We start from the raw sequence: 18,704 nt of genomic DNA on the forward strand, positions 1-18,704 counted from the left end.
ACTCCTTTTTGCTTTCCCCTCACCTACGCTCGCCTTCAGCCGATAACGACGTGTTGGTGGGGATCAATTGGCGACCCCGTGTCTCTGACCCGACTATCGAACCACAATGTTAACCAGTTTGCCAGGAACGGCGATGATTTTGACGATTGACTTGCCTTCGATCAGTTCTTTGATCTGCTCGTTGGCAAGAGCCAGCTCCTCCATTTGTTCCTTGGTCGCGTCGGAGGCGATCAGTGCCTTTTCCTTGTTTTTGCCGTTGATCTGGATGACGATTTCCACTTCGTCGTCGACCAGCTTCGATTCATCGTAAGTTGGCCATGGCTCGTACGCGATTGTTTCCTTGTGGCCGAGCTTTTCCCACAGCTCTTCACCCAAGTGCGGAGCGATCGGGGAGAGCATTTTCACGAAGTCTTCCATGTATTTTTTCGGCAGGACGTCAGCTTTGTACGCTTCGTTGACGAATACCATCAGTTGGGAGATACCTGTGTTGAAACGCAGGCCCTCGTAGTCTTCCGTCACTTTTTTCACGGTTTGATGGTAGACGCGCTCCATGCTGTTCGGTTTTGTCGTATCGACGATTTTCGGGTTCAGCTCGCCATTGTCCTGCACGAACAGGCGGTATACGCGGTCCAGGAAGCGGCGCGCGCCATCGAGACCTTTTGTCGACCAGGCGATGGATGCGTCCAGCGGCCCCATGAACATTTCGTACAGGCGAAGTGTGTCTGCACCATGGCTGTCGATAATATCGTCCGGATTGACGACGTTGCCTTTGGATTTGCTCATTTTTTCGTTGTTTTCACCAAGGATCATGCCTTGGTTAAACAGCTTCTGGAACGGTTCCTTCGTTGGCACGACGCCGATGTCGTACAGGAATTTGTGCCAGAAGCGGGCGTAGAGCAGGTGCAATACGGCGTGCTCCGCACCACCGATGTAGATGTCGACTGGCAGCCATTCTTTCAGCTTTTCCGGATCGGCCAACGCTTTGTCGTTGTGCGGATCGATAAAGCGCAGGAAGTACCAGCAGCTGCCCGCCCATTGCGGCATGGTGTTGGTTTCACGACGCGCTTTCATGCCTGTTTCCGGATCGACGGTGTTCAGCCAGTCGGTGATGTTGGCCAGTGGCGATTCGCCTGTGCCGGACGGCTTGATTTCTTTTGTTTTTGGCAGCATGATCGGCAATTCGGACTCCGGTACGGTTTTCATCGTGCCGTCTTCCAGATGCAGGATCGGAATTGGCTCGCCCCAGTAGCGTTGACGGCTGAACAGCCAGTCGCGCAGACGGTAGGTCACTTTGCGCTGTCCTTTTCCTTCTGCTTCCAGCCATTCGATCATTTTGTTGATTGCCTGTTCCTTGTTCAGGCCGTCGAGCATGCCGGAGTTGATGTGCTCTCCGTCGCCTGTGTACGCTTCCTTGGAGATGTCTCCGCCTGCAATGACCGCTTTGATTGGCAGGTCAAACGTTTTGGCGAACTCGTAGTCGCGCTCATCGTGCGCCGGTACCGCCATGATCGAGCCTGTTCCGTAGCTAATCAGCACGTAATCGGCGATCCAGATCGGCAGACGCTCGCCGTTTACCGGGTTGATCGCATAGGCACCTGTGAATACCCCTGTCTTTTCCTTCGCCAGGTCGGTACGCTCCAGATCGCTTTTGCGCTTGGTCTGCTCCAGGTACGCTTCCACTGCTGCTTTCTGCTCAGGCGTCGTAATTTTTTGCACCAGCTTGTGCTCGGGAGCGAGTACCGTGTAGGTTGCCCCGTAGAGCGTATCCGGGCGGGTCGTGAAGACAGTAAAGGTTTCGTCGTGTCCATCAATGGCAAACGTAACTTCTGCCCCTTCGGAACGGCCGATCCAGTTGCGCTGCATTTCCTTGATGCTCTCCGGCCAGTCCAGCTCTTCCAGGTCTTCGAGCAGTCTTTCCGCATACGCGGTAATTTTCAATACCCATTGTTTCATCGGACGGCGTTCGACCGGGTGGCCGCCGCGCTCGCTTTTGCCGTCAATGACTTCTTCGTTGGCCAGTACGGTTCCCAGCGCCGGGCACCAGTTCACGGCTACTTCGTCAACGTAGGCCAGACCGTGCTCATACAGCTTCGTAAAAATCCACTGGGTCCATTTGTAGTAGTTTGGATCGGTCGTGTTGATTTCTCTGTCCCAGTCGTAGGAGAAGCCGAGCGACTTGATTTGGCGGCGGAACGTGTTGATGTTTTTCTCCGTAAACTCCGCAGGGTCATTCCCCGTATCGAGCGCGTACTGTTCGGCTGGCAAGCCAAACGCATCCCAGCCCATTGGATGGAGCACGTTGTACCCTTGCATCCGCTTCATGCGGGACAAAATATCCGTAGCCGTATAGCCTTCCGGGTGTCCGACGTGCAGCCCTGCACCGGAAGGATACGGGAACATATCGAGTGCGTAAAACTTTTTCTTGTTCGGGTCCTCAGAAGTTTTGAATGTCTTGTTTTGCTCCCAGTATTGTTGCCACTTTTTTTCAATTTCACGATGACTGAAAACCATGTAGAGCACTCCCATCTTGAAATAGGTAAAAATGAAAACCTGGCTATGCCAAGCTGTTGCCGTATGTTGCGTTCGCGAACTACTTTTCGAGCGCATCCGAAACTTGGCTGCGCAAACCGATTGACGCAGCCTTTGTGGCCCTTATACCAGATCCGATTCCGTCAATTTTGGTCCAGTACAAAGAAAAACCCCACGTCCCCAGCCGTTCTACGAAAGGGACGAGAGGTTTGTTTATCTTCCCGCGGTACCACCCAGATTGGCGAATGCAAAAGCATTCACCCACTTGAAATCCGTAACGGGGATGAGCCGCCTGCCCTTACACAGCCATGTGCACATGGCCTTCGGGGCAAGTGCTGGGAGGCGAGTTCAGATCGTCCCGGGTTGACTTGCACCTGCCGTCAACTCTCTGTATGCGCGGGGCATATTCCTACTATTCCTCTTAAGCGCGTCGAAATTTGCAGTTATAACGCCATTATAGTCAATATAAACCAACCGTGTCAAACCCTACGGCTTGCGAGCAGCAAAAAACAGGCGTTCGCTCGTTTCCTTCGGCGGCAAATCCGAATAGTCTGCCGAAATTGCGATGTCCGTGAATCCCGCGTCTTTCAGCCAACGCATCAGTTGAACCGGCTGGTAGGCTCTCTGCCAATGCTCCTCTTCCAGCCGCTCGTACAAGCCGTTTGGCTGGCGGACGAAAAAGGTGAGCTGGTGCTCGACTTCCAGGCGCAGCGGATCGCAAAAACATTGCCAAATGTACGAAACCTCATCGTCTACGTAGGTGAATGTCTCGTCGCCGAAAATATGCAGCATTTTGTACGGGCTGTGCACGTCAAACAAAAAGCTTCCCCCGGGGGCAAGGTGAGCGAAGACGCGCCGAAATGTCTCCTGCACGTCCGCTTCTTCCGTCAGGTAGCTGAGGGAGTCGCACAAGGAAATGACCGCGTCCGCCTCCGACAAGGAAAGCTCGCGCATATCCTGCTCGACCCATGCCACCTCTACTTGCTCCTGCCGCATTTTGTCGTAGGCAATCGCCAGCATCTCGGCTGACAGATCGACGCCTGTGACGCGATAGCCCCGTTTGGCCAGCGGAATCGCAATTGTTCCTGTCCCGCAGCCAAGATCAATGACTCGCTTGGGCGCCTTTCCCTTTTGCCAGGTGCGCTCAACCCAATCCAGCCATTGATCGTAGGGGGTGTCTGCCATCAGCCTGTCGTAGACTGCGGCCATGTGCGTGTACGCCATGTGTCTTACCCTTGCGCAGCGAAGGATACTTCTTCGGCATCCTTCCACAGGCGCTCCAGGTTGTAAAACTCGCGATCTTCGCGGTGGAAGACGTGCATCACGATGTCGCCCAGGTCGATGAGCACCCAGCGCCCTTCATCCGCGCCCTCGATGCCGCGGACATCAAAGCCGTTTTTATGGGCCTGATCGCGAATTTCGCGCACGATCGCCTGTACTTGCCGCTCGTTGTTTCCGTGGCAAATCATGAAGTAGTCCGCAATCACGGAAAGCTTGCTGATGTCCAGCACCTTCAGATTTTCGGCCTTTTTGTCTTCCGCTGCCTTCACTACCAGGCGAGCCAACTCTTCTACTGTTTTAACCATCAAAACCCTCCTTCTTTCCCTTTGCGGGATACCAGATCGTTATAGGCGGTAAGCGTCAACGGGTAGACCGTCTTCTGCTTTTCTATCAAAAACTGGATCGTGCCGCCCAAAGCAAGGGCCAGGGCTGCATCGAGGTCTTTATCGGCCAGCGCGCGAATTTTCTCCACGCCGGGAAAACTGCGGTTCGGTTCAATATAGTCTGCCACACAAACGACTTTTTCTAACAGGGACATCCCGGCTCGCCCTGTCGTATGGTAGCGAACGGCTTGCAAAATATCCGGGTCCGTCACGCCCAGGTCGTACTGAATGACGATTGCCCCGGCAAAGGCGTGCCACAGCTCTTTTTCCCCTTCCAAAAGCTCTGTCGGCATATCGTGGCGAACGAGAATTTCGAACATTTTCTCCACGGGCCAGCATTTGCAGTAATCGTGCAAAAGTCCGGCAAGCTCGGCTTTGTCAGGGTCAGCGCCGTAACGCTCGGCAAGCTCGCGGGCAGACTGGGCGACCCCCAGCGTGTGCTGGTAGCGCTTCTCGTGCATTTGCGCCCGAATGCGTGCAAGCAGTTCCTCCCGATTAGACAAAAGTTTCATAGATTCGGTTCTCCTTTATATAACGCTCGACAGCATCTGGTACCAGGTAGCGGATGCTTTTGCCCGCCGCCGCCTTTTCGCGGATTAACGTGGATGAGATGTCCCAGACCGGCATCTCCACGAAGGTGACGTACTCGCATGTCTCCCGCTCCAGCTCCGTCCCCGGTCTTGCCAGACCTATAAAGCGTACCATACGGATCAGCTGCGAAAACTGGTACCATTTGGGCAAGATTTTGACCATATCTCCCCCAATGATAAAAGAAAACTGACAATCAGGAAACTGCTCTGTGAGCTGAACCATCGTATCGTACGTGTATGAGCGGCCTTTTCTGGTCAGCTCGATGTCCGTTACGCGAAACGACTCGTGATCGGCGATGGCGAGCTGAACCATTTTCAGGCGGTGGTGCGCCTCTGTCAGCCCTTCCCGGCTCTTGTGCGGCGGAATGTACGTCGGCATAAACCAGACCTCGTCAAGTCCGGCCTGCTCTCTGGCCTGTTCCGCCGCGAGCAAATGGCCACAATGGATAGGGTCAAACGTGCCGCCCATGATTCCGACTTTTTTGCGTGCGTCCTTCATGGCGTTCGATCACTTACGGCAGCTGGATCGTCTTGTGCTCCCGGGACTCTTTGTACAAGACGACCGTATGGCCGATCAGCTGCACCAGCTCGGCCCCCGCACCTGCTACCAGTTCTTCTGCTACTTCATGCTTGTCGTCGGTGTTGTTTTGCAAAATCGAGACTTTAATCAGCTCGCGCACTTCCAGCGCTTCCTTGATCTGGTTAATCATATTTTCGTTAACGCCGCCTTTTCCTACCTGGAAAATCGGCGTGAGATGATGGGCTTCTGCGCGCAAAAAGCGCTTTTGCTTGCCGGTCAACATCGGCATGCCTCCTTTTCATTTCTGCAATCATGATCGATCAGACTGTTTTTGTCAGTTGCTGCAAGACGACCTCGCGCATGACTTCCGTCGGTGCAGCGATTCCCGTCCACAGCTCAAAAGCAAGCGCGCCCTGGTTTACAAACATGCCGACGCCGGAGTGAACAGTCGCTCCGATTGCCTTCGCTTCCCGGAGCAGTCTCGTCTCCAGCGGGTTGTAAATCAGGTCGCTGACAACCAGCCCGGAGTGAAGCCAGTCGGCTGGCGCCGGGGTGTCCTGCACGTTAGGCAGCATCCCGATGGAAGTCGTATTAATCAAAAGCGAAGAGTCTGCAATTGCGTCTTTTTCTTCGCCCTTCTCGACGATTCGCGTCGGAACGATTGTGCCTACATGATCGGCGAGCACGGCGGCTCTTTCCCGCGAACGATTGATGATGCGGATTTCCTTCACGCCTTTTTCGGCGAGTGTAAACGCAACGGCACGGGCAGCACCGCCCGCGCCCATCATGGTGACAATTTGCTTGTCCAGCACGATTCCCGTCTCTTCCACAAGGGAGCGGACGTAGCCCATGCCATCTGTATTGTAACCGAACAGCCTGCCATCCTTGCTCACCACGGTATTGACGGCGCCGATTCGCTTCGCCAGCGGATCAATCTCATCAAGCATCGGCATGATCGCAACCTTGTGCGGGATCGTAACGTTAATCCCGCGAAGCCCCAATGCGCGAATCCCCGCTACCGCGTCCTCCAGCGCTTCCGGTTCGACGTCGAAAGCCGAGTAGGCAAAATCGAGCCCGGTCTCGGCAAAAGCGGCATTGTGCATCATCGGAGACTGCGAATGGGATACCGGATGTCCAAACAGGCCGACCAACTGTGTTTTGCTTGTAATCATGGAGCTTTTCCTCCCCCGTAGCTTCTCTCTACAGCATATGGCGCAAAACAAAGGACGCCATCATGCACGTCGCCCGCAAACGGCTAGATCAGTCCTCTGCGCATGCCTACGCTTACCCCTTTTGGCGCGTGAACGACGACGTTCGCTTCGTACCTGCCTTGAAGTGTCACCCAGCCCAAGCCGGAAATGACAATATCCGTAGAGAATTGCGACTGCTTGACCTTGAACGAATGCTTCACAAACGGCGGCAATGCTTTTGCCGCTTCCTCCCCGGTAGGTGGCACGAGCAGTGTGCCGTGATGCTTTTGCTGCACCTCGTCCGCCTTCTCCAGCTTCGTGCGATGGATGTACAGGTCGTTGTCGACATAGATGACGAACGGCTGTTTCGGCCCGCGCACAAAATCGATGCGGGCAAGTCCGCCCAAAAACAGCGATTGTCCGTCCTCAAGCTGGTACACCTTGGAGTTGATCCGGCTCTTCGGAGTAATTTTCCGCAGATCGGCCGGAGAGATCATATGCCCGATCTGATCGCGGTTAATAATGCCTGGCGTATCATAAATGGAGCGTCCGTCTTCCAGCGGAATTTCAATTTTGTCGAGGGTCGTGCCAGGAAACGGCGAGGTCGTAATCATCAGCTCTGCCGCTCCGTAGTCGTGCAGGATGCGGTTAATCATCGTCGATTTGCCGACGTTGGTCACGCCGACGATGTACACATCGCGTCCTTTGCGCAGTTCGCCGATCCGTTTGAGCAGCTCATCGATATGCTGCCCTTTTTGCGCGCTGATGAGCACGATGTCTTCCGGACGCAGGCCGCGCTCCTTCGCTTCGTGCTGCATCCAGTTGCGTACACGGTTCAGGTTGATGTTTCGCGGCAAAAGGTCCACCTTGTTGCCGACGAGCAAAATCGGGTTTTTGCCGACAAAACGCGGCAAGCCTCTGAGCCAGGAGCCCTGGAAGTCGAAAATATCGACGACCATGACGACCAGGGACTCTGTCGAGCCGATGCCGTCCAAAATTTTCAGGAAGTCGTCGTCGCCCATTGCCACGGGTGCGACTTCATTGTAATGCTTGATGCGATAGCAGCGCTGGCAGATCACCACTTTGCGGCCCAGCGCCGATTCAGGCGCATAACCGGGCTTTTTCGCATCCTCGGTTTGAATCGCGATGCCACAGCCGGCACAAGTGCCGATTGTTTGTTCCGTCATGCTTTTCTCTTCCACGAAACCATTCCTTTCCTTTCCATCCAGCTCAAAGCGACGCGCTCCATCTGACGGTTAAAGCGCGTCCAGAAACCGTCCGTCTGGGCCACCGGTACGACCAAAATCGTGTGAAACCCCAGCCGATTTCCTCCCAGCACATCGGTAAACAATTGATCGCCGATGACGACTGTTTCCTCAATCGTCACGTTCATTTGCCGAACCGCTTGCAAAAAAGCGCGGTTTGCAGGCTTTCTCGCCGCACAAATAAAGCCGAGATCAAGCGGCGCGCAGAAGCGCTGGACGCGCTCCCTGTTGTTGTTGGATACGACCGTGACCTTCATCCCTGCGTCGTGCAGGCGAGCCAGCCAGCTGATTACTTCCGGAGTAGCCTCTGGCCTGTCCCATTCCACGAGCGTATTGTCCAAATCGGTAATCACGGCGCGAATTTTATTTCGTTTCAATTGATCTATATCAATATGATGGATCGACTCTACGAACTGACTGGGCATCAGCTTGCTTAAAAACACGGGGCACCTCCAAATGATGTGCAGCCATCAACCGCGATTTCGGCACTTACTATACCATAATCGACCACTCCGTTGCAAAAGAAAAACAGAAGCTGCCGCTTGCCTTGGACATCGGCTTTATGCCATAATGGTAACACCAAGAAAACTACTTTTGTTTATTTAGTTTTTTAGTGGTCAGGCAAGGGGGCAATTGTGATGAAAGACCGGATTATGAGAGGGTTTATCGAGGAGATCAGAGACAAAGGCATGAAGTTTTCCATGGACGACCTGGCTCGCCGACTCGGCATCAGCAAGCGGACACTGTATGAACACTTTTCCTCGAAGGTGGAGATTCTCGAAACCATCATCTCCCAAACGTTTGCCGAGGCCGACGAAAAAACAAAGCAAATTGTCGAAGACGACAGTCTTTCCCTCCTCGAAAAAATCAAGGGCGTCATGATGATTTTGCCAACACACTACGAATTTTACGACCTGCGCATTCTCGAACAGATGAAGCGCTACTACCCGGAGCAGTGGGCACTCGTCAACTCCGCGCTCTCGGATGACTGGCTGACGCTACGGGGACTGATCGAGCAAGGCATCAAGGAAGGGCTGATCGTCAACATGAATGTCACTTTGATGATGAAGCTGATTGTAGACGCGGTCAACTCGACACTCGACCAGCGCTTCTACATGCAAAACCAGATTACGGTATCGGAAGCTTTGGCGGCAATTGTAGACGTCCTTCTGTACGGTCTTGTGCCAGTGGATAAAAGGTGACACCTTTTATTCCCTTTTTTTGCAAAAACCAATAAAACAAAAATAGTTTTTTTAGTTGAAGATGGAATGAGGTGTAAAGGATGTCCTTTTTCACGCAAATGACAAAGCCGCAACGGATCGGCTTGCTTTTTGTGATCCTGATCTTGTTTATCGACATGCTGCTTTACAGCCTGTTGATCCCGATTGTTCCCTATTTTTCCGAGACGCTCCAGCCTTCCTCGACGATGATGGGCGTTCTGTTCAGCAGCTATGCGGTTGCGATGCTGCTCGCCACGCCGATTTTCGGGCCGATCTCTGACCGCTTGGGCAGACGGACGGTACTGCTCCTCGGCTTGGTCGGACTTGCGGCTTCGACCCTGCTGTTCGCTTTTTCCGAGACGATGGCCTTGTTGATTACAGCCCGCTTCGTGCAAGGGATTGCCGCGGCTGCAACCTGGCCGACAGCTCTCGCCCTGCTGGCCGACCTGTTCCCGCAGAAAATGCGCGGAGCAGTCATGGGCACCGCGCTGACCGCTGTCTCTACAGGCACCTTGCTCGGCGCGCCAATTGGCGGCTGGCTGTTTGAAATTAGCGATCACCGGACGCCATTTCTGGCCGCTGCTGCCTTTACGGTCCTCAACATCGTCCTGGTGTATTTGTTCCTCAAGGAAGAGGGAGCGCGCACAGCGAGCGAAAAGCTATTAGTCGGTAATTTTTTGCGCAATCCGCAAGTCGTGTTCATCGCCGGAATCGTTCTGCTCGCGGAAGTGTCGCTCTGCCTGCTGGAGCCGACACTGCCAGTCTTCTTGACGCAAAAGCTCAGCATTACGCCGACCGTGATCGGACTGTTGTTCGGGGCGATGACGCTCGCGTACGGTTTGATAGCCCCCGTGGCAGGCTCGCTGTCCGGCCGGTTTAACCCGTACACACTGATGTTCGTCGGGATCGTCGCACTCGCTGTCTTCATGCCTTTCCTGGTCTGGGCCAACTCGCTGTGGCAAGCCGGAATCGCGATGGCACTCGTCGGTGCAAGCATCGGCTTCACACTGTCCCCCACCCTCCCGACACTCGGGGGAATCATCGACCAGGGAGGAAGCGGTGCTTATGGAACAGCTTACTCTCTGTTCAACATGTTCCACGGAATTGGCATGGTCGCAGGGCCGCTGGCTGGCGGAATTTTGACGGATCTCTTGCCTGTGTCCTCTGCCATCCTTGTCGTCGCGGCAGCAGTGCTCGGCTTCGGCATCCTGCTGTTCATCCAGTTGAAAACGAGCAAGACCGCGCAGTATTCCGCACAAAAAAGCAAGATACACACTTTTTGATCGTAACCAAACACCCCCCGCCTGCCACAGTTTCGTGTGACAGCGGGGGGTTGCCCTTTTTTATTCCCTTCTGTTTTGCTGCTGCCTCGTCTCCATCAGCCGCTTGACCCGCTCTGTCGGCGTCCAGCATTGAAAGCGATAGTCTGGCCGGGTCTCGTAGGTGAGGCGCGAACAGCGATAGGTTACGCCACCAGACGTTTTTTCCACGCGAAAATGAATGCACGTCGCACAGCAGTGAAACGCATTGTCTGCTTCCATCCCAGCCCCTCCTATCGCCCCAGCTTCCACGGAAACATCGAAAGCTGTTCGTAGCGCTCTTTTTGCGGTTCGACAAAATTGGAAAAACCAACGCCTACCAGCCTGACACCCGGCGAGTAATCAAACGCATCGAGCAAATCGTCCAGCAGTTCCTGCCAGTTGGCTCCGGGGACCGCCTTGCGCTGCTTCGTTCTTTGCGTAAAATCGGTGTACTTGATCTTGAGCGTGATCGTTTGCGGCTCGACTCCTTCCTCGCGAACGTCTTCCTCGACCTCGCGCAACAGCGAAAGGGCAATCGGCGCGATGGAGTCGCGGTCGTACAAATCAAAGGACAGCGTCGTCTCGCGGCTCGTCGATTTCGGCGCACGATCCGTCACGATCTCCCGGCTGTCTTCCCCTCTGGCCCGGTCGTACAGGGAACGGCCGAACTTGCCGAACAGCTGTACCACCTCATCCAGCGAAAGCTGCCAAAAGTCCTCCACCGTCTTGATGCCTTTTCTTGCGAGCAGCTCCTGCGACTTTTTGCCGACACCGTGAAGCGTCCCGATCGGCAGCGGGCGCAGTACGTCCAATGCCTGCTCGGGCCGGATGATGACAAAGGCGTCCGGCTTTTTCAAATCACTGGCGATCTTGGCGAGCGACATATTATAGGAAAGCCCGATGCTGCACGTAAGTCCCGTCTCCTGTTTGATCCGCCGCTTCAGCTCGCGGGCGACCGGCACGGCATTTTCGTAGTCGGATACATCGAGGTACGCCTCGTCGAGACCGACTGTTTGGTAGCGTGTTGTATAGGAAGCAAAAATTTCTCTGATTTCTGCTGATTTTTCGGCATAGCGGCTGTAGCGGACGGGGAGGTACACCCCTTGCGGACATTTTTTCCGCGCCAGTGCAATAGGCATGGCAGAGCGCACCCCGTATTTGCGCGCCTCGTAGCTGCACGTCGAGACGACTCCGCGGTTGGCGGTACCGCCGACAATCACGGGCTTTCCGCGCAATTCGGGCCGATCCAGTTGCTCTACACTGGCGAAAAAAGCGTCAATATCCAGATGAAGAATTTTTTTCATGACGGACAACCACCAAACATACATTCTCATTTGTATTATCGCTGTTTTGCCCGTTCGGCGCAAGCGGTGGATCGCACCCAGCGGCGCTTTGTGCTTACTGCCCGGTTTGGGCGAGCTTAATGGCTTTTTTGGGGGGCGTACGTACAGAAAAAACCGCCCTGCTGGCCGCAGGACGGCTGTCTCTTTTTTATGCGCTTGTGCTTTTTTTCCATTACGATGCTTGCAGCTTCTGCTGCTTTACCCGGGCAATAAATGCCTGGGCGATTTTAAACATTTGGCTGTCGTGCGACCACATCCGCTCCGGATGCCACTGCACGCCGACAGCAAGCCCGTCGAGACTCTCGATTGCCTCGATCACTCCGTCAGCCGCGCATCCTGTCATCTGAAAACCTGGCGCCACGTCTTTGACGGCCTGGTGGTGAGAACTGTTCACCAGCACCTCGTGCTGCCCGAGCGCGTCCGCCAGAAAGCCGGGCTGGAGCGTGACTTTGTGCACGCCGTATTGGCGGGAGCCTTTTTGCGCGTGCTGGAAGGCTCCCGGAACCTGGCTCGGAATATCCTGAATGAGCGTGCCGCCACACGCTACATTCAAAATCTGCATTCCCCGGCATATGCCGAGAATCGGCTTTTTCAGCTCCAGCGCCAGCTTGATTACGGCCAGCTCGGCCAGATCCCGTTCGTACTCAATGTTCCCCAACCCTTGCAGCGGCTCCTCCCCGTACAAATGCGGGGCAGGATCGTCGCCGCCAGTCAGGATCAGTCCGTCCAGCGATTCGACCATCTCGCGAAACGGCGCTTCCTGCACGGTCAACAGCGGCAGGATGAACGGAATGCCGCCTGCGCGGGCCACTCCGTCCACATAGCCGGACCCGACATAGAAAAACTGGTCCAGATGGTTATTCGGGAAATGCATTTTTGTACACGCGACACCAATAATCGGACGCACGACAAGTCACTCCCTTCCGGCTTTCTCGTCTCTTCACTTGACATTTGACGCGTATTTGAAGTCGATGAACCCAAGTGCGTCCACGACAACGTCTTTTACGCTGTCCTGCTTCACCCACGCATACGTGAAGTAGTAGATCGGCAGCGCCGGCATTTCATCCATGACGATCGCGTCGGCTTTTTTCAAAATTTCCTTGCGTTTTGCCGGGTCGCCTTCTTTGGCAGACTGCGCGAGCAAGTCGAGGAACTCTTTGTTTTCCCACTTCGACGTGTTCAAACCGCCCTTGAACACTTCGAGGAAGTTGATCGGATCGTTGAAGTCGCCAATCCAGCTCGCGCGGCCAATGGTGAAGTTGCCTTCCTTCATTTGCTCGCGGTGCACCTTGTTTTCCTTGTTCACCAGCTTGACTTCGATGCCGAACGCTTTGCGCCATTGATCCTGAATGACCGTCGCAATGCGCTGGTTCACTTCTGTCGTATTGTAGGAAATGGTCAGCTCAGGCAACTCGGTCAGGCCCGCTTCCTTCATGCCTTCTGCCAGAAGCTTCCTCGCTGTCTCCACGTCGCCGTCCTTGATGTAGCCGTCCGGGTTGAGCGCCATGGTCGGCGGGAGGATGCCGGTCGCCGGCGTGCTCTTGAACGGCACGACGCTTTCGGCGATCTCCTTGCGATTGACCGCTGTGGCAAACGCCTGGCGAATTTTTTTGTTGTCAAACGGCTTTTGCGTCGTATTGAAAATGTACCAGTACGTGCCTGCTGTCGCTTGCGTCTGCATTTTTCCGGAATCTTTCAGGGCATCGAGGGCATCCAGCGGCAAATCGCCCAGGGGAGAGCCCGCCCAGTCCAGATCGCCTTTTTCAAACATGGACAGCTCGGTGTTCGGGTCTTCGATCATGTTGATGGTCAAGGTTGACAGATGAACAGCGTCTTTATCCCAGTAGGTGTCGTTCTTCGCAAATTCGATCACCGATTTGTGTTCCCATTTTTTCAGGACGAACGGGCCGTTGCCGATGTACGTCTCCGGTTTGGCAGCCCAGTCCTTGTTACCCTCCACCACTTTTTTGTTGACCGGGAAATAGGTGACGGATGCCACAAGTTCCGGGAAGAAAGGCGCCGGATTTTCCAGCGTTACGACCAGCGTCCTGTCATCAGTCGCCTTGACGCCGACATCCTCTGCCTTCGCCTTCCTGGCGTTGAACGCTTCCCCGTTTTTGAGATAGTACAGCTGATACGCATAGCCAGATGCTGTCTCAGGGTCGAGCACTCTTTTCCAGGCGTATTCAAAGTCATGGGCGGTCACCGGATCGCCGTTCGACCATTTGGTATCGCGCAGATGGAACGTGTACGTCAGGCCATCGGCGGATACTTCGTACTTTTCGGCGACTGCCTCCTTCAGCTCGCCCTTCTCATTCAGGCGCAAAAGACCATCAAATGCGGCGCGGGCAACAGACATCGAAGGAATATCTTCTGCCAGTCCGGGGTCAATGGTGTTTGGCTCGCCTGTGTTCAGGTTGACCTGCATCGTCTGGGGCGCGGTCGTCTGCTCCTGTTGTGCATTTTGCGGATTTTCCGCAGTGCCATCTTGCGTCGTTCCACAGCCGGCAAACACCAGACTGGTCAGCAAAACCGCGCAAAACGACAGTTTCTTCAGCTTTTTCACAACAAAACCCCCATCATTGGAATAATCCTGCTTGATTGTTCGGAGCATGAATAAATAATATTATCTTGAGAAAATTTTGTCTACACGATAAAAAAGGAGATGGGTCTTATGTTATCCGGTCTTTTTGCCCCTGTTTCAGAGCTGCTTGAAGCGGCTGGCGGTGAATGGGGAATCTACCTGGAAGATTTGCAGACAAACGAAAAACTTGCCGTCAACGAAAATCAGCGCTTCTACGCCGCAAGTGTCATCAAGGTACCGATCATGGCCGCAGTCTTCGCCGAGGTTTTTTCCGGCAAGCTCGCTCTCGAAGACAAGATCAGGCTGCGCCGGGAAGACCTCGTGGGGGGAGCAGGTGTCCTGCAACACATGACGCCCGGAACGGAATTTACCGTGTACGACCTTGTCACCTTGATGATTATCCAAAGCGACAACACCGCCACCAACATGCTGATTGACCTCGTTGGAACAGACAGCATTCGCAGCATCATGCAAAAAACCGGAATGGAAAACAGTTCCTTTTACAACAAGCTGATGATCGTGCCAGCCGAACTGGAAGGCTACAACGAGATTACGGCCGCAGACATCGGCAGCCACCTCCGCTACCTGGCGACGGGAAAAATCATCTCCTACGACAGCTGTCTGAAAATGATCGCAATCTTAAAGCAGCAGCAGCATCGCGACCGCTTCCCGTTTCTTTTGCCTGATCCGGATGGGGAGATCATCGGCATGGTTCCGAAGTGGGAGTATGCGAACAAGACAGGTTCGGTCACAAAAATCACACATGATGTCGGAATTTTCTATACAGGACCGCACGCAATCAGCATCTCCCTGCTCAACAAAGGCTTGGAGCAAAAAGATGCTGCCAGCGTTATGGCGCGCATCGGCCGCCTGCTGTACGATCTGTACGGACCAAAATGGTAAATGCGCACGACACACCGCTCGCCCGTTTCACCGGACGAGCTTTTCTTTTGGCTCGCGGTTGTGCTGTCCACGCAAAAAAGCGGGTCTTCCTCTTCGGTGTCGAAAAGGAATGACCCGCTCGCTTCTTACTTGTCTTTTTCCAAAATCAGATTGGACACTTGCCATGCGCTGGAGAAGGACAGTTCGGAAAGCTGGCCTTGTCCTTCGCACCAGTCACCCGCAAAGAACAGGTTGCGGTAGTCCGGGAAGAAGGTAGGCATTGGCTTTTGGTTCATCGTCCATTTGATCTCCTGGACAACGGCACGGGCAGACACGCGCGGAACGACCAGTTTCTCGCGCCAGCCTGGGAAGTGCTTGTCGTACAGATTCTCGATCTCCTGCTTGCGAATCTCTGCCGCTTCCTTGTTGCCCACGTCAGCCTGGCGCATGTAGGCTGTCGCCTGCAAAAGCTGTCCGCCTTCTGGCACGCAAGTACGGTCGTAGTAGGAGATGTCTGTGATGAAAATATTGTTCTGCTTGTCGTAGATGTAGGAGAACGGCACATCAATCCGTTCTTTCAGGCCAATATCGTAAACCATGACGACTGTCGGCTCGTATTCCGCGTGCTGGGCAACCGCGTGCTCCAGGCGTGTTTCAGCGAATACTTTTACCAATTCTTTCGGTGGGATACAGCAGACGAACTCATCAGCCGTAAACTCTCCCTCCGGCGTCACCACTCCAACCACGCGATCATTTTCTACGAGAGCCTTCTCTACTTTGGTCTTGAGCATGATCGTGCCCTGGTTTGCCTCGATTACGCGAACGAATTCGTTAATCAGCGCCTGCCAGCCGCCGCCGATGTACGAAACAGGCTTGTTCGTGGTGAACAGGCGGCTGTAGTACGTGAAGAACACGTCAGACGGAATTTTTTCCGGTTCACGCGTAAAGAAGTTGGAGGATGCAAGTGTCAGCATCATGTCTTGCACGTCTTCGCTGACTTGCTTTTTCTCCATCCACTTCTGAATCGACATGTGCGGATGGCCTTTTTCCACTTTCAGCATCGTTTTCAATATCTCAAACGTAAATAATACTTTGTCGATTCCTTTTAACAGCTTGGTTTGGAAAAGTCCCTGCACGTTGGAAGGAACAGCAGTCAAATCGTCCCCAATATCGTACTTTGCTTTTGTCGGATTGAAGTCTTGCCAGTCGATGTTGAGTCCGAGTTCTTTTTCAAACGTTCTCAAAACGGAGCTGTCGCGCGCATAAATGGCGTGAGCTCCAAAGTTGAAGTTGAATCCTTTGATCTTCAAGGTAACGGCGCGACCACCCAATTGTCCGCGCTCCAGTACCAAAACTTTTTTGCCTTTCGACGACAGGTAGGCGGCACTGGAAAGACCAGCCAGTCCGGCACCTACAATAACAACGTCATAGTGATTGGTTGTCATACACAATCTCCCCTACGCACTAGCAATGTTGATTACTTGAGCTAAACACTACAATAGAATAATGGATGAGTAAGGTGGAAGTCAACTATTATTGAACTGTGTCTATTTTTATACTAGCAGATGCCATTTTTTACCTGACAGACGTGTGCTATGATGGGGAAAAAGGCAAAGGAGATGCCCGAGATGGACTGGAATATCCCGATTCCGCCCGAGGAAAAAGAAGCAGGTACGCTCCCCGCCATCTGCGAAAACAACGAGCCGCTCCTATCTCTCATGCAGTATGCCCCACAACTGGAGGTATATCCGGTCTACTTCAAGGAGGGGCTTGCCGGTGCGATGGCGGACTGTCTCGTCAGAAGCTCGGTCGCCGACAGGCTGCTGCAAGCGGCCAAGCTGCTTCCTGACGGTCTGCGGCTCGTCGTGCTGGACGGCTATCGTCCGCTGCAGGTGCAGCAAGCTTTGTACGACCGCTTCAAGCAACAACTGCTCGAACAGGGCTGGACCGAAAGCGAGGAAATGTACGCCGAGCTGCACCGCTTTGTGGCCCGCCCGACGGCCAATCCGGCAAAACCGCCGCGCCACCTGACCGGAGGGGCTGTCGATTTGACGATTGCAGGTCCTGACGGCTGGCTGGAGATGGGGACCGCTTTTGACGACTTTTCAGAGCGCGCCTGTACCCGCTATTTCGAGACGCTCGCAGACTTGCGTGAAGCAGACCAGAAAGCACGCGCGAACCGCCGCCTGCTCTACCACGTCATGACCCGCGCCGGCTTCACCAACTACGCAGACGAATGGTGGCACTTTGACTACGGCAACCAGGCGTGGGCCGCCCGGACCGGAAGCCCCTGTGCCCGATACGGCGGCGTGTAGCCCTGTTCTTTTTTCACGCAAAAAAACTCGATCGCGGCCATCCCTCTACAGGAAGCCGCGATCGAGCAGGCTAGTCGTTCCGTCTTGTCATTTGCTGCCAGACCGTCCCGCTGGCTGCTTCTCCACGTTCGATCCGCTGTACGGCCATCTGCACCTGCAAGCTGACCTCGAACTCGGGATCGTTCCGGGCAGCACGCAAGGCGTCCAGCGCTGTCTCGTCGCCCACTTCAAACAGGTAGCGGGCCGCACGCCAGCGCACCAGCTTGTTCTTATCCTTGAGCGCCTCACACATCGGTCCAATCGCCCGCGGATCGCCCAGATCAGACAGCGTATCGCCTGCCGTGCGTCTCACAGACACGGATTCGTCGCGAAGCGCTTCGAACAACAGCGGAAACACTTTGTCGCCTCCGACCATCCCCAGATAGACGACAGCAAGCCTGCGAATGGACGGCTTCGGATCGCGCAGCGCTTTTTCCAGGACAGGCAAATCTTGCTCCGTCGGCTCCATGCGATCCAGCGCTTCATAGCGCTTTTGCCAATCCGGGTCGTCGAGCATGTCGAGTGTGACGACCTTCTTCTCCCGCTCGGCCACCTGCGGCGTCTCGCCCGGCCCGAGCAGCATCGCCTGCTGGACGAGTTCGTCCACGCGGCTCTGCGGATACGTCGCGTCGATCTCCTGCGCTACCTCATCGCCGATTTCACGCAAGTCGCCGTAACGGACACCGTGCTCGACCCACTTGCGCTCCATAATCAGGTTCGGGGAAGCAGACCCGGCCTGCACGGCAGCCTGTCCGAAGCGCTCCGGCAAGGCGGCGCGAATCTGCTCCGTCCCCATCGTCACCTTGACCTGCATCGGGATGCCGCGGAACATCTGGATAAACACTTGCGCCTCTCCGTAAGCTCCCGCCTGCTCCGCAGTGACAACAGGGATCGCCGTCCCTTTTCCCGCCTGCAAAATTTCCCGCGCCTGTGTCAAAATGCGCTGCCAGTCGGCATTCGACCTCCGCTCCAGCGCGAGAAAGTCCGCTGTATGAAAAATCGACGCCACTCCGTCAATCGCCAGCAGCTCCTGCATCAGTTCCGGCGCTTTTTGCGCTTCTGCTTTTGTATATACATGCTGCACGCCACCTGGCAGAGTCTCGTCCACGTTCAGCTTCATCACGTTGGGACTCGGCGTCGGTTCGATGGACAACAGTTTCATGCACTCGTCACTCCTTTTTCCACAATGCTACCTTATATGGTAGCACGTTAGCTGCTTCGTTTGCCAACCTGCGAGTGCGAGAAAAACAGTTTGCCGCCGA

Annotated in this window: 19 protein-coding genes and 1 other annotated feature; of the genes, 4 read left to right on the plus strand and 15 right to left on the minus strand. The window is 54.7% G+C overall.

The window, feature by feature from the left end; translation table 11 throughout:
- Positions 1-93: 93 nt before the first annotated feature.
- The 9 genes from leuS to EDM57_RS10115 all read right to left on the minus strand — a co-directional run bounded on the left by leuS (position 94) and on the right by EDM57_RS10115 (position 8,201).
- Positions 94-2,511: a leucine--tRNA ligase gene (gene leuS / locus EDM57_RS10075; protein ID WP_122904638.1), complete on the minus strand. Its 2,418-nt coding sequence runs from the start codon at positions 2,509-2,511 to the stop codon at positions 94-96.
- 211 nt (positions 2,512-2,722) lie between these two features.
- Positions 2,723-2,964: a binding site (T-box leader), on the minus strand.
- A 51-nt stretch (positions 2,965-3,015) separates the two neighbouring features.
- Positions 3,016-3,753 (minus strand): class I SAM-dependent DNA methyltransferase, encoded by a 738-nt coding sequence (locus EDM57_RS10080; RefSeq protein ID WP_122904639.1) that lies wholly within the window; start codon positions 3,751-3,753, stop codon positions 3,016-3,018.
- A 5-nt stretch (positions 3,754-3,758) separates the two neighbouring features.
- Positions 3,759-4,115, minus strand: a complete 357-nt coding sequence (rsfS, locus tag EDM57_RS10085; protein WP_122904640.1) for a ribosome silencing factor — start codon at positions 4,113-4,115, stop codon at positions 3,759-3,761.
- Positions 4,115-4,705 carry a bis(5'-nucleosyl)-tetraphosphatase (symmetrical) YqeK gene (yqeK, locus tag EDM57_RS10090; protein WP_122904641.1) on the minus strand — a complete coding sequence of 197 codons (591 nt, stop codon included), beginning with the start codon at positions 4,703-4,705 and terminating at the stop codon, positions 4,115-4,117. Before yqeK ends, rsfS begins: the two co-directional genes overlap by 1 nt.
- Complete coding sequence (locus EDM57_RS10095; protein WP_122904642.1) at positions 4,689-5,282, minus strand: nicotinate-nucleotide adenylyltransferase; 594 nt, start codon at positions 5,280-5,282, stop codon at positions 4,689-4,691. The genes yqeK and EDM57_RS10095 overlap by 17 nt, the downstream gene beginning before the upstream one ends.
- A gap of 13 nt (positions 5,283-5,295) precedes the next feature.
- Positions 5,296-5,586 carry a ribosome assembly RNA-binding protein YhbY gene (yhbY, locus tag EDM57_RS10100; protein WP_122904643.1) on the minus strand — a complete coding sequence of 97 codons (291 nt, stop codon included), beginning with the start codon at positions 5,584-5,586 and terminating at the stop codon, positions 5,296-5,298.
- A gap of 37 nt (positions 5,587-5,623) precedes the next feature.
- Positions 5,624-6,475, minus strand: coding sequence for a shikimate dehydrogenase (locus tag EDM57_RS10105; protein WP_122904644.1), 852 nt, complete (start codon positions 6,473-6,475; stop codon positions 5,624-5,626).
- 83 nt (positions 6,476-6,558) lie between these two features.
- Positions 6,559-7,680 carry a ribosome biogenesis GTPase YqeH gene (gene yqeH / locus EDM57_RS10110; RefSeq protein ID WP_122904645.1) on the minus strand — a complete coding sequence of 374 codons (1,122 nt, stop codon included), beginning with the start codon at positions 7,678-7,680 and terminating at the stop codon, positions 6,559-6,561.
- On the minus strand, positions 7,677-8,201 hold the full coding sequence (locus EDM57_RS10115; RefSeq protein WP_122904646.1) for a YqeG family HAD IIIA-type phosphatase: 525 nt from the start codon (positions 8,199-8,201) through the stop codon (positions 7,677-7,679). Before EDM57_RS10115 ends, yqeH begins: the two co-directional genes overlap by 4 nt.
- 195 nt (positions 8,202-8,396) lie before the next feature.
- On the opposite strand from EDM57_RS10115, the gene EDM57_RS10120 reads away from it, so the two are divergent.
- Together EDM57_RS10120 and EDM57_RS10125 are read left to right on the plus strand one after the other, a co-directional pair.
- A complete protein-coding gene (locus EDM57_RS10120) occupies positions 8,397-8,960 on the plus strand; it encodes a TetR/AcrR family transcriptional regulator (protein WP_122904647.1) in 564 nt (187 codons plus the stop codon).
- Between the two features lie 80 nt (positions 8,961-9,040).
- Positions 9,041-10,261 (plus strand): MFS transporter, encoded by a 1,221-nt coding sequence (locus EDM57_RS10125; RefSeq protein WP_122904648.1) that lies wholly within the window; start codon positions 9,041-9,043, stop codon positions 10,259-10,261.
- Between the two features lie 60 nt (positions 10,262-10,321).
- Here EDM57_RS10125 and EDM57_RS10130 read toward each other — a convergent pair whose 3' ends face one another.
- The 4 genes from EDM57_RS10130 to EDM57_RS10145 form a co-directional block, all read right to left on the minus strand.
- On the minus strand, positions 10,322-10,519 hold the full coding sequence (locus EDM57_RS10130) for a hypothetical protein (protein ID WP_122904649.1): 198 nt from the start codon (positions 10,517-10,519) through the stop codon (positions 10,322-10,324).
- Positions 10,520-10,530: 11 nt separating this feature from the next.
- Positions 10,531-11,583: a DNA polymerase IV gene (locus tag EDM57_RS10135; RefSeq protein ID WP_122904650.1), complete on the minus strand. Its 1,053-nt coding sequence runs from the start codon at positions 11,581-11,583 to the stop codon at positions 10,531-10,533.
- A 211-nt stretch (positions 11,584-11,794) separates the two neighbouring features.
- Complete coding sequence (locus tag EDM57_RS10140; RefSeq protein WP_122904651.1) at positions 11,795-12,529, minus strand: gamma-glutamyl-gamma-aminobutyrate hydrolase family protein; 735 nt, start codon at positions 12,527-12,529, stop codon at positions 11,795-11,797.
- A gap of 33 nt (positions 12,530-12,562) precedes the next feature.
- A complete protein-coding gene (locus EDM57_RS10145; protein WP_122904652.1) occupies positions 12,563-14,188 on the minus strand; it encodes a peptide ABC transporter substrate-binding protein in 1,626 nt (541 codons plus the stop codon).
- 108 nt (positions 14,189-14,296) lie between these two features.
- Here EDM57_RS10145 and EDM57_RS10150 point away from each other — a divergent pair, with 108 nt between their 5' ends.
- Positions 14,297-15,109 carry a serine hydrolase gene (locus EDM57_RS10150; protein WP_122904653.1) on the plus strand — a complete coding sequence of 271 codons (813 nt, stop codon included), beginning with the start codon at positions 14,297-14,299 and terminating at the stop codon, positions 15,107-15,109.
- A 125-nt stretch (positions 15,110-15,234) separates the two neighbouring features.
- Here the strand turns inward: EDM57_RS10150 and EDM57_RS10155 are convergent, their stop codons facing one another.
- Entirely contained in the window at positions 15,235-16,533 is a 1,299-nt protein-coding gene (locus EDM57_RS10155; protein WP_122904654.1) for a phytoene desaturase family protein, read from the minus strand.
- 183 nt (positions 16,534-16,716) lie between these two features.
- Here EDM57_RS10155 and EDM57_RS10160 point away from each other — a divergent pair, with 183 nt between their 5' ends.
- Entirely contained in the window at positions 16,717-17,403 is a 687-nt protein-coding gene (locus EDM57_RS10160; protein ID WP_122904655.1) for a M15 family metallopeptidase, read from the plus strand.
- 70 nt (positions 17,404-17,473) lie between these two features.
- Here the strand turns inward: EDM57_RS10160 and EDM57_RS10165 are convergent, their stop codons facing one another.
- Positions 17,474-18,604, minus strand: a complete 1,131-nt coding sequence (locus EDM57_RS10165) for a virulence factor (RefSeq protein WP_122904656.1) — start codon at positions 18,602-18,604, stop codon at positions 17,474-17,476.
- Between the last annotated feature and the right edge of the window lie 100 nt (positions 18,605-18,704).

Origin of the sequence: Brevibacillus gelatini (assembly GCF_003710935.1) — a bacterium.
Lineage (GTDB): Bacteria > Bacillota > Bacilli > Brevibacillales > Brevibacillaceae > Brevibacillus > Brevibacillus gelatini.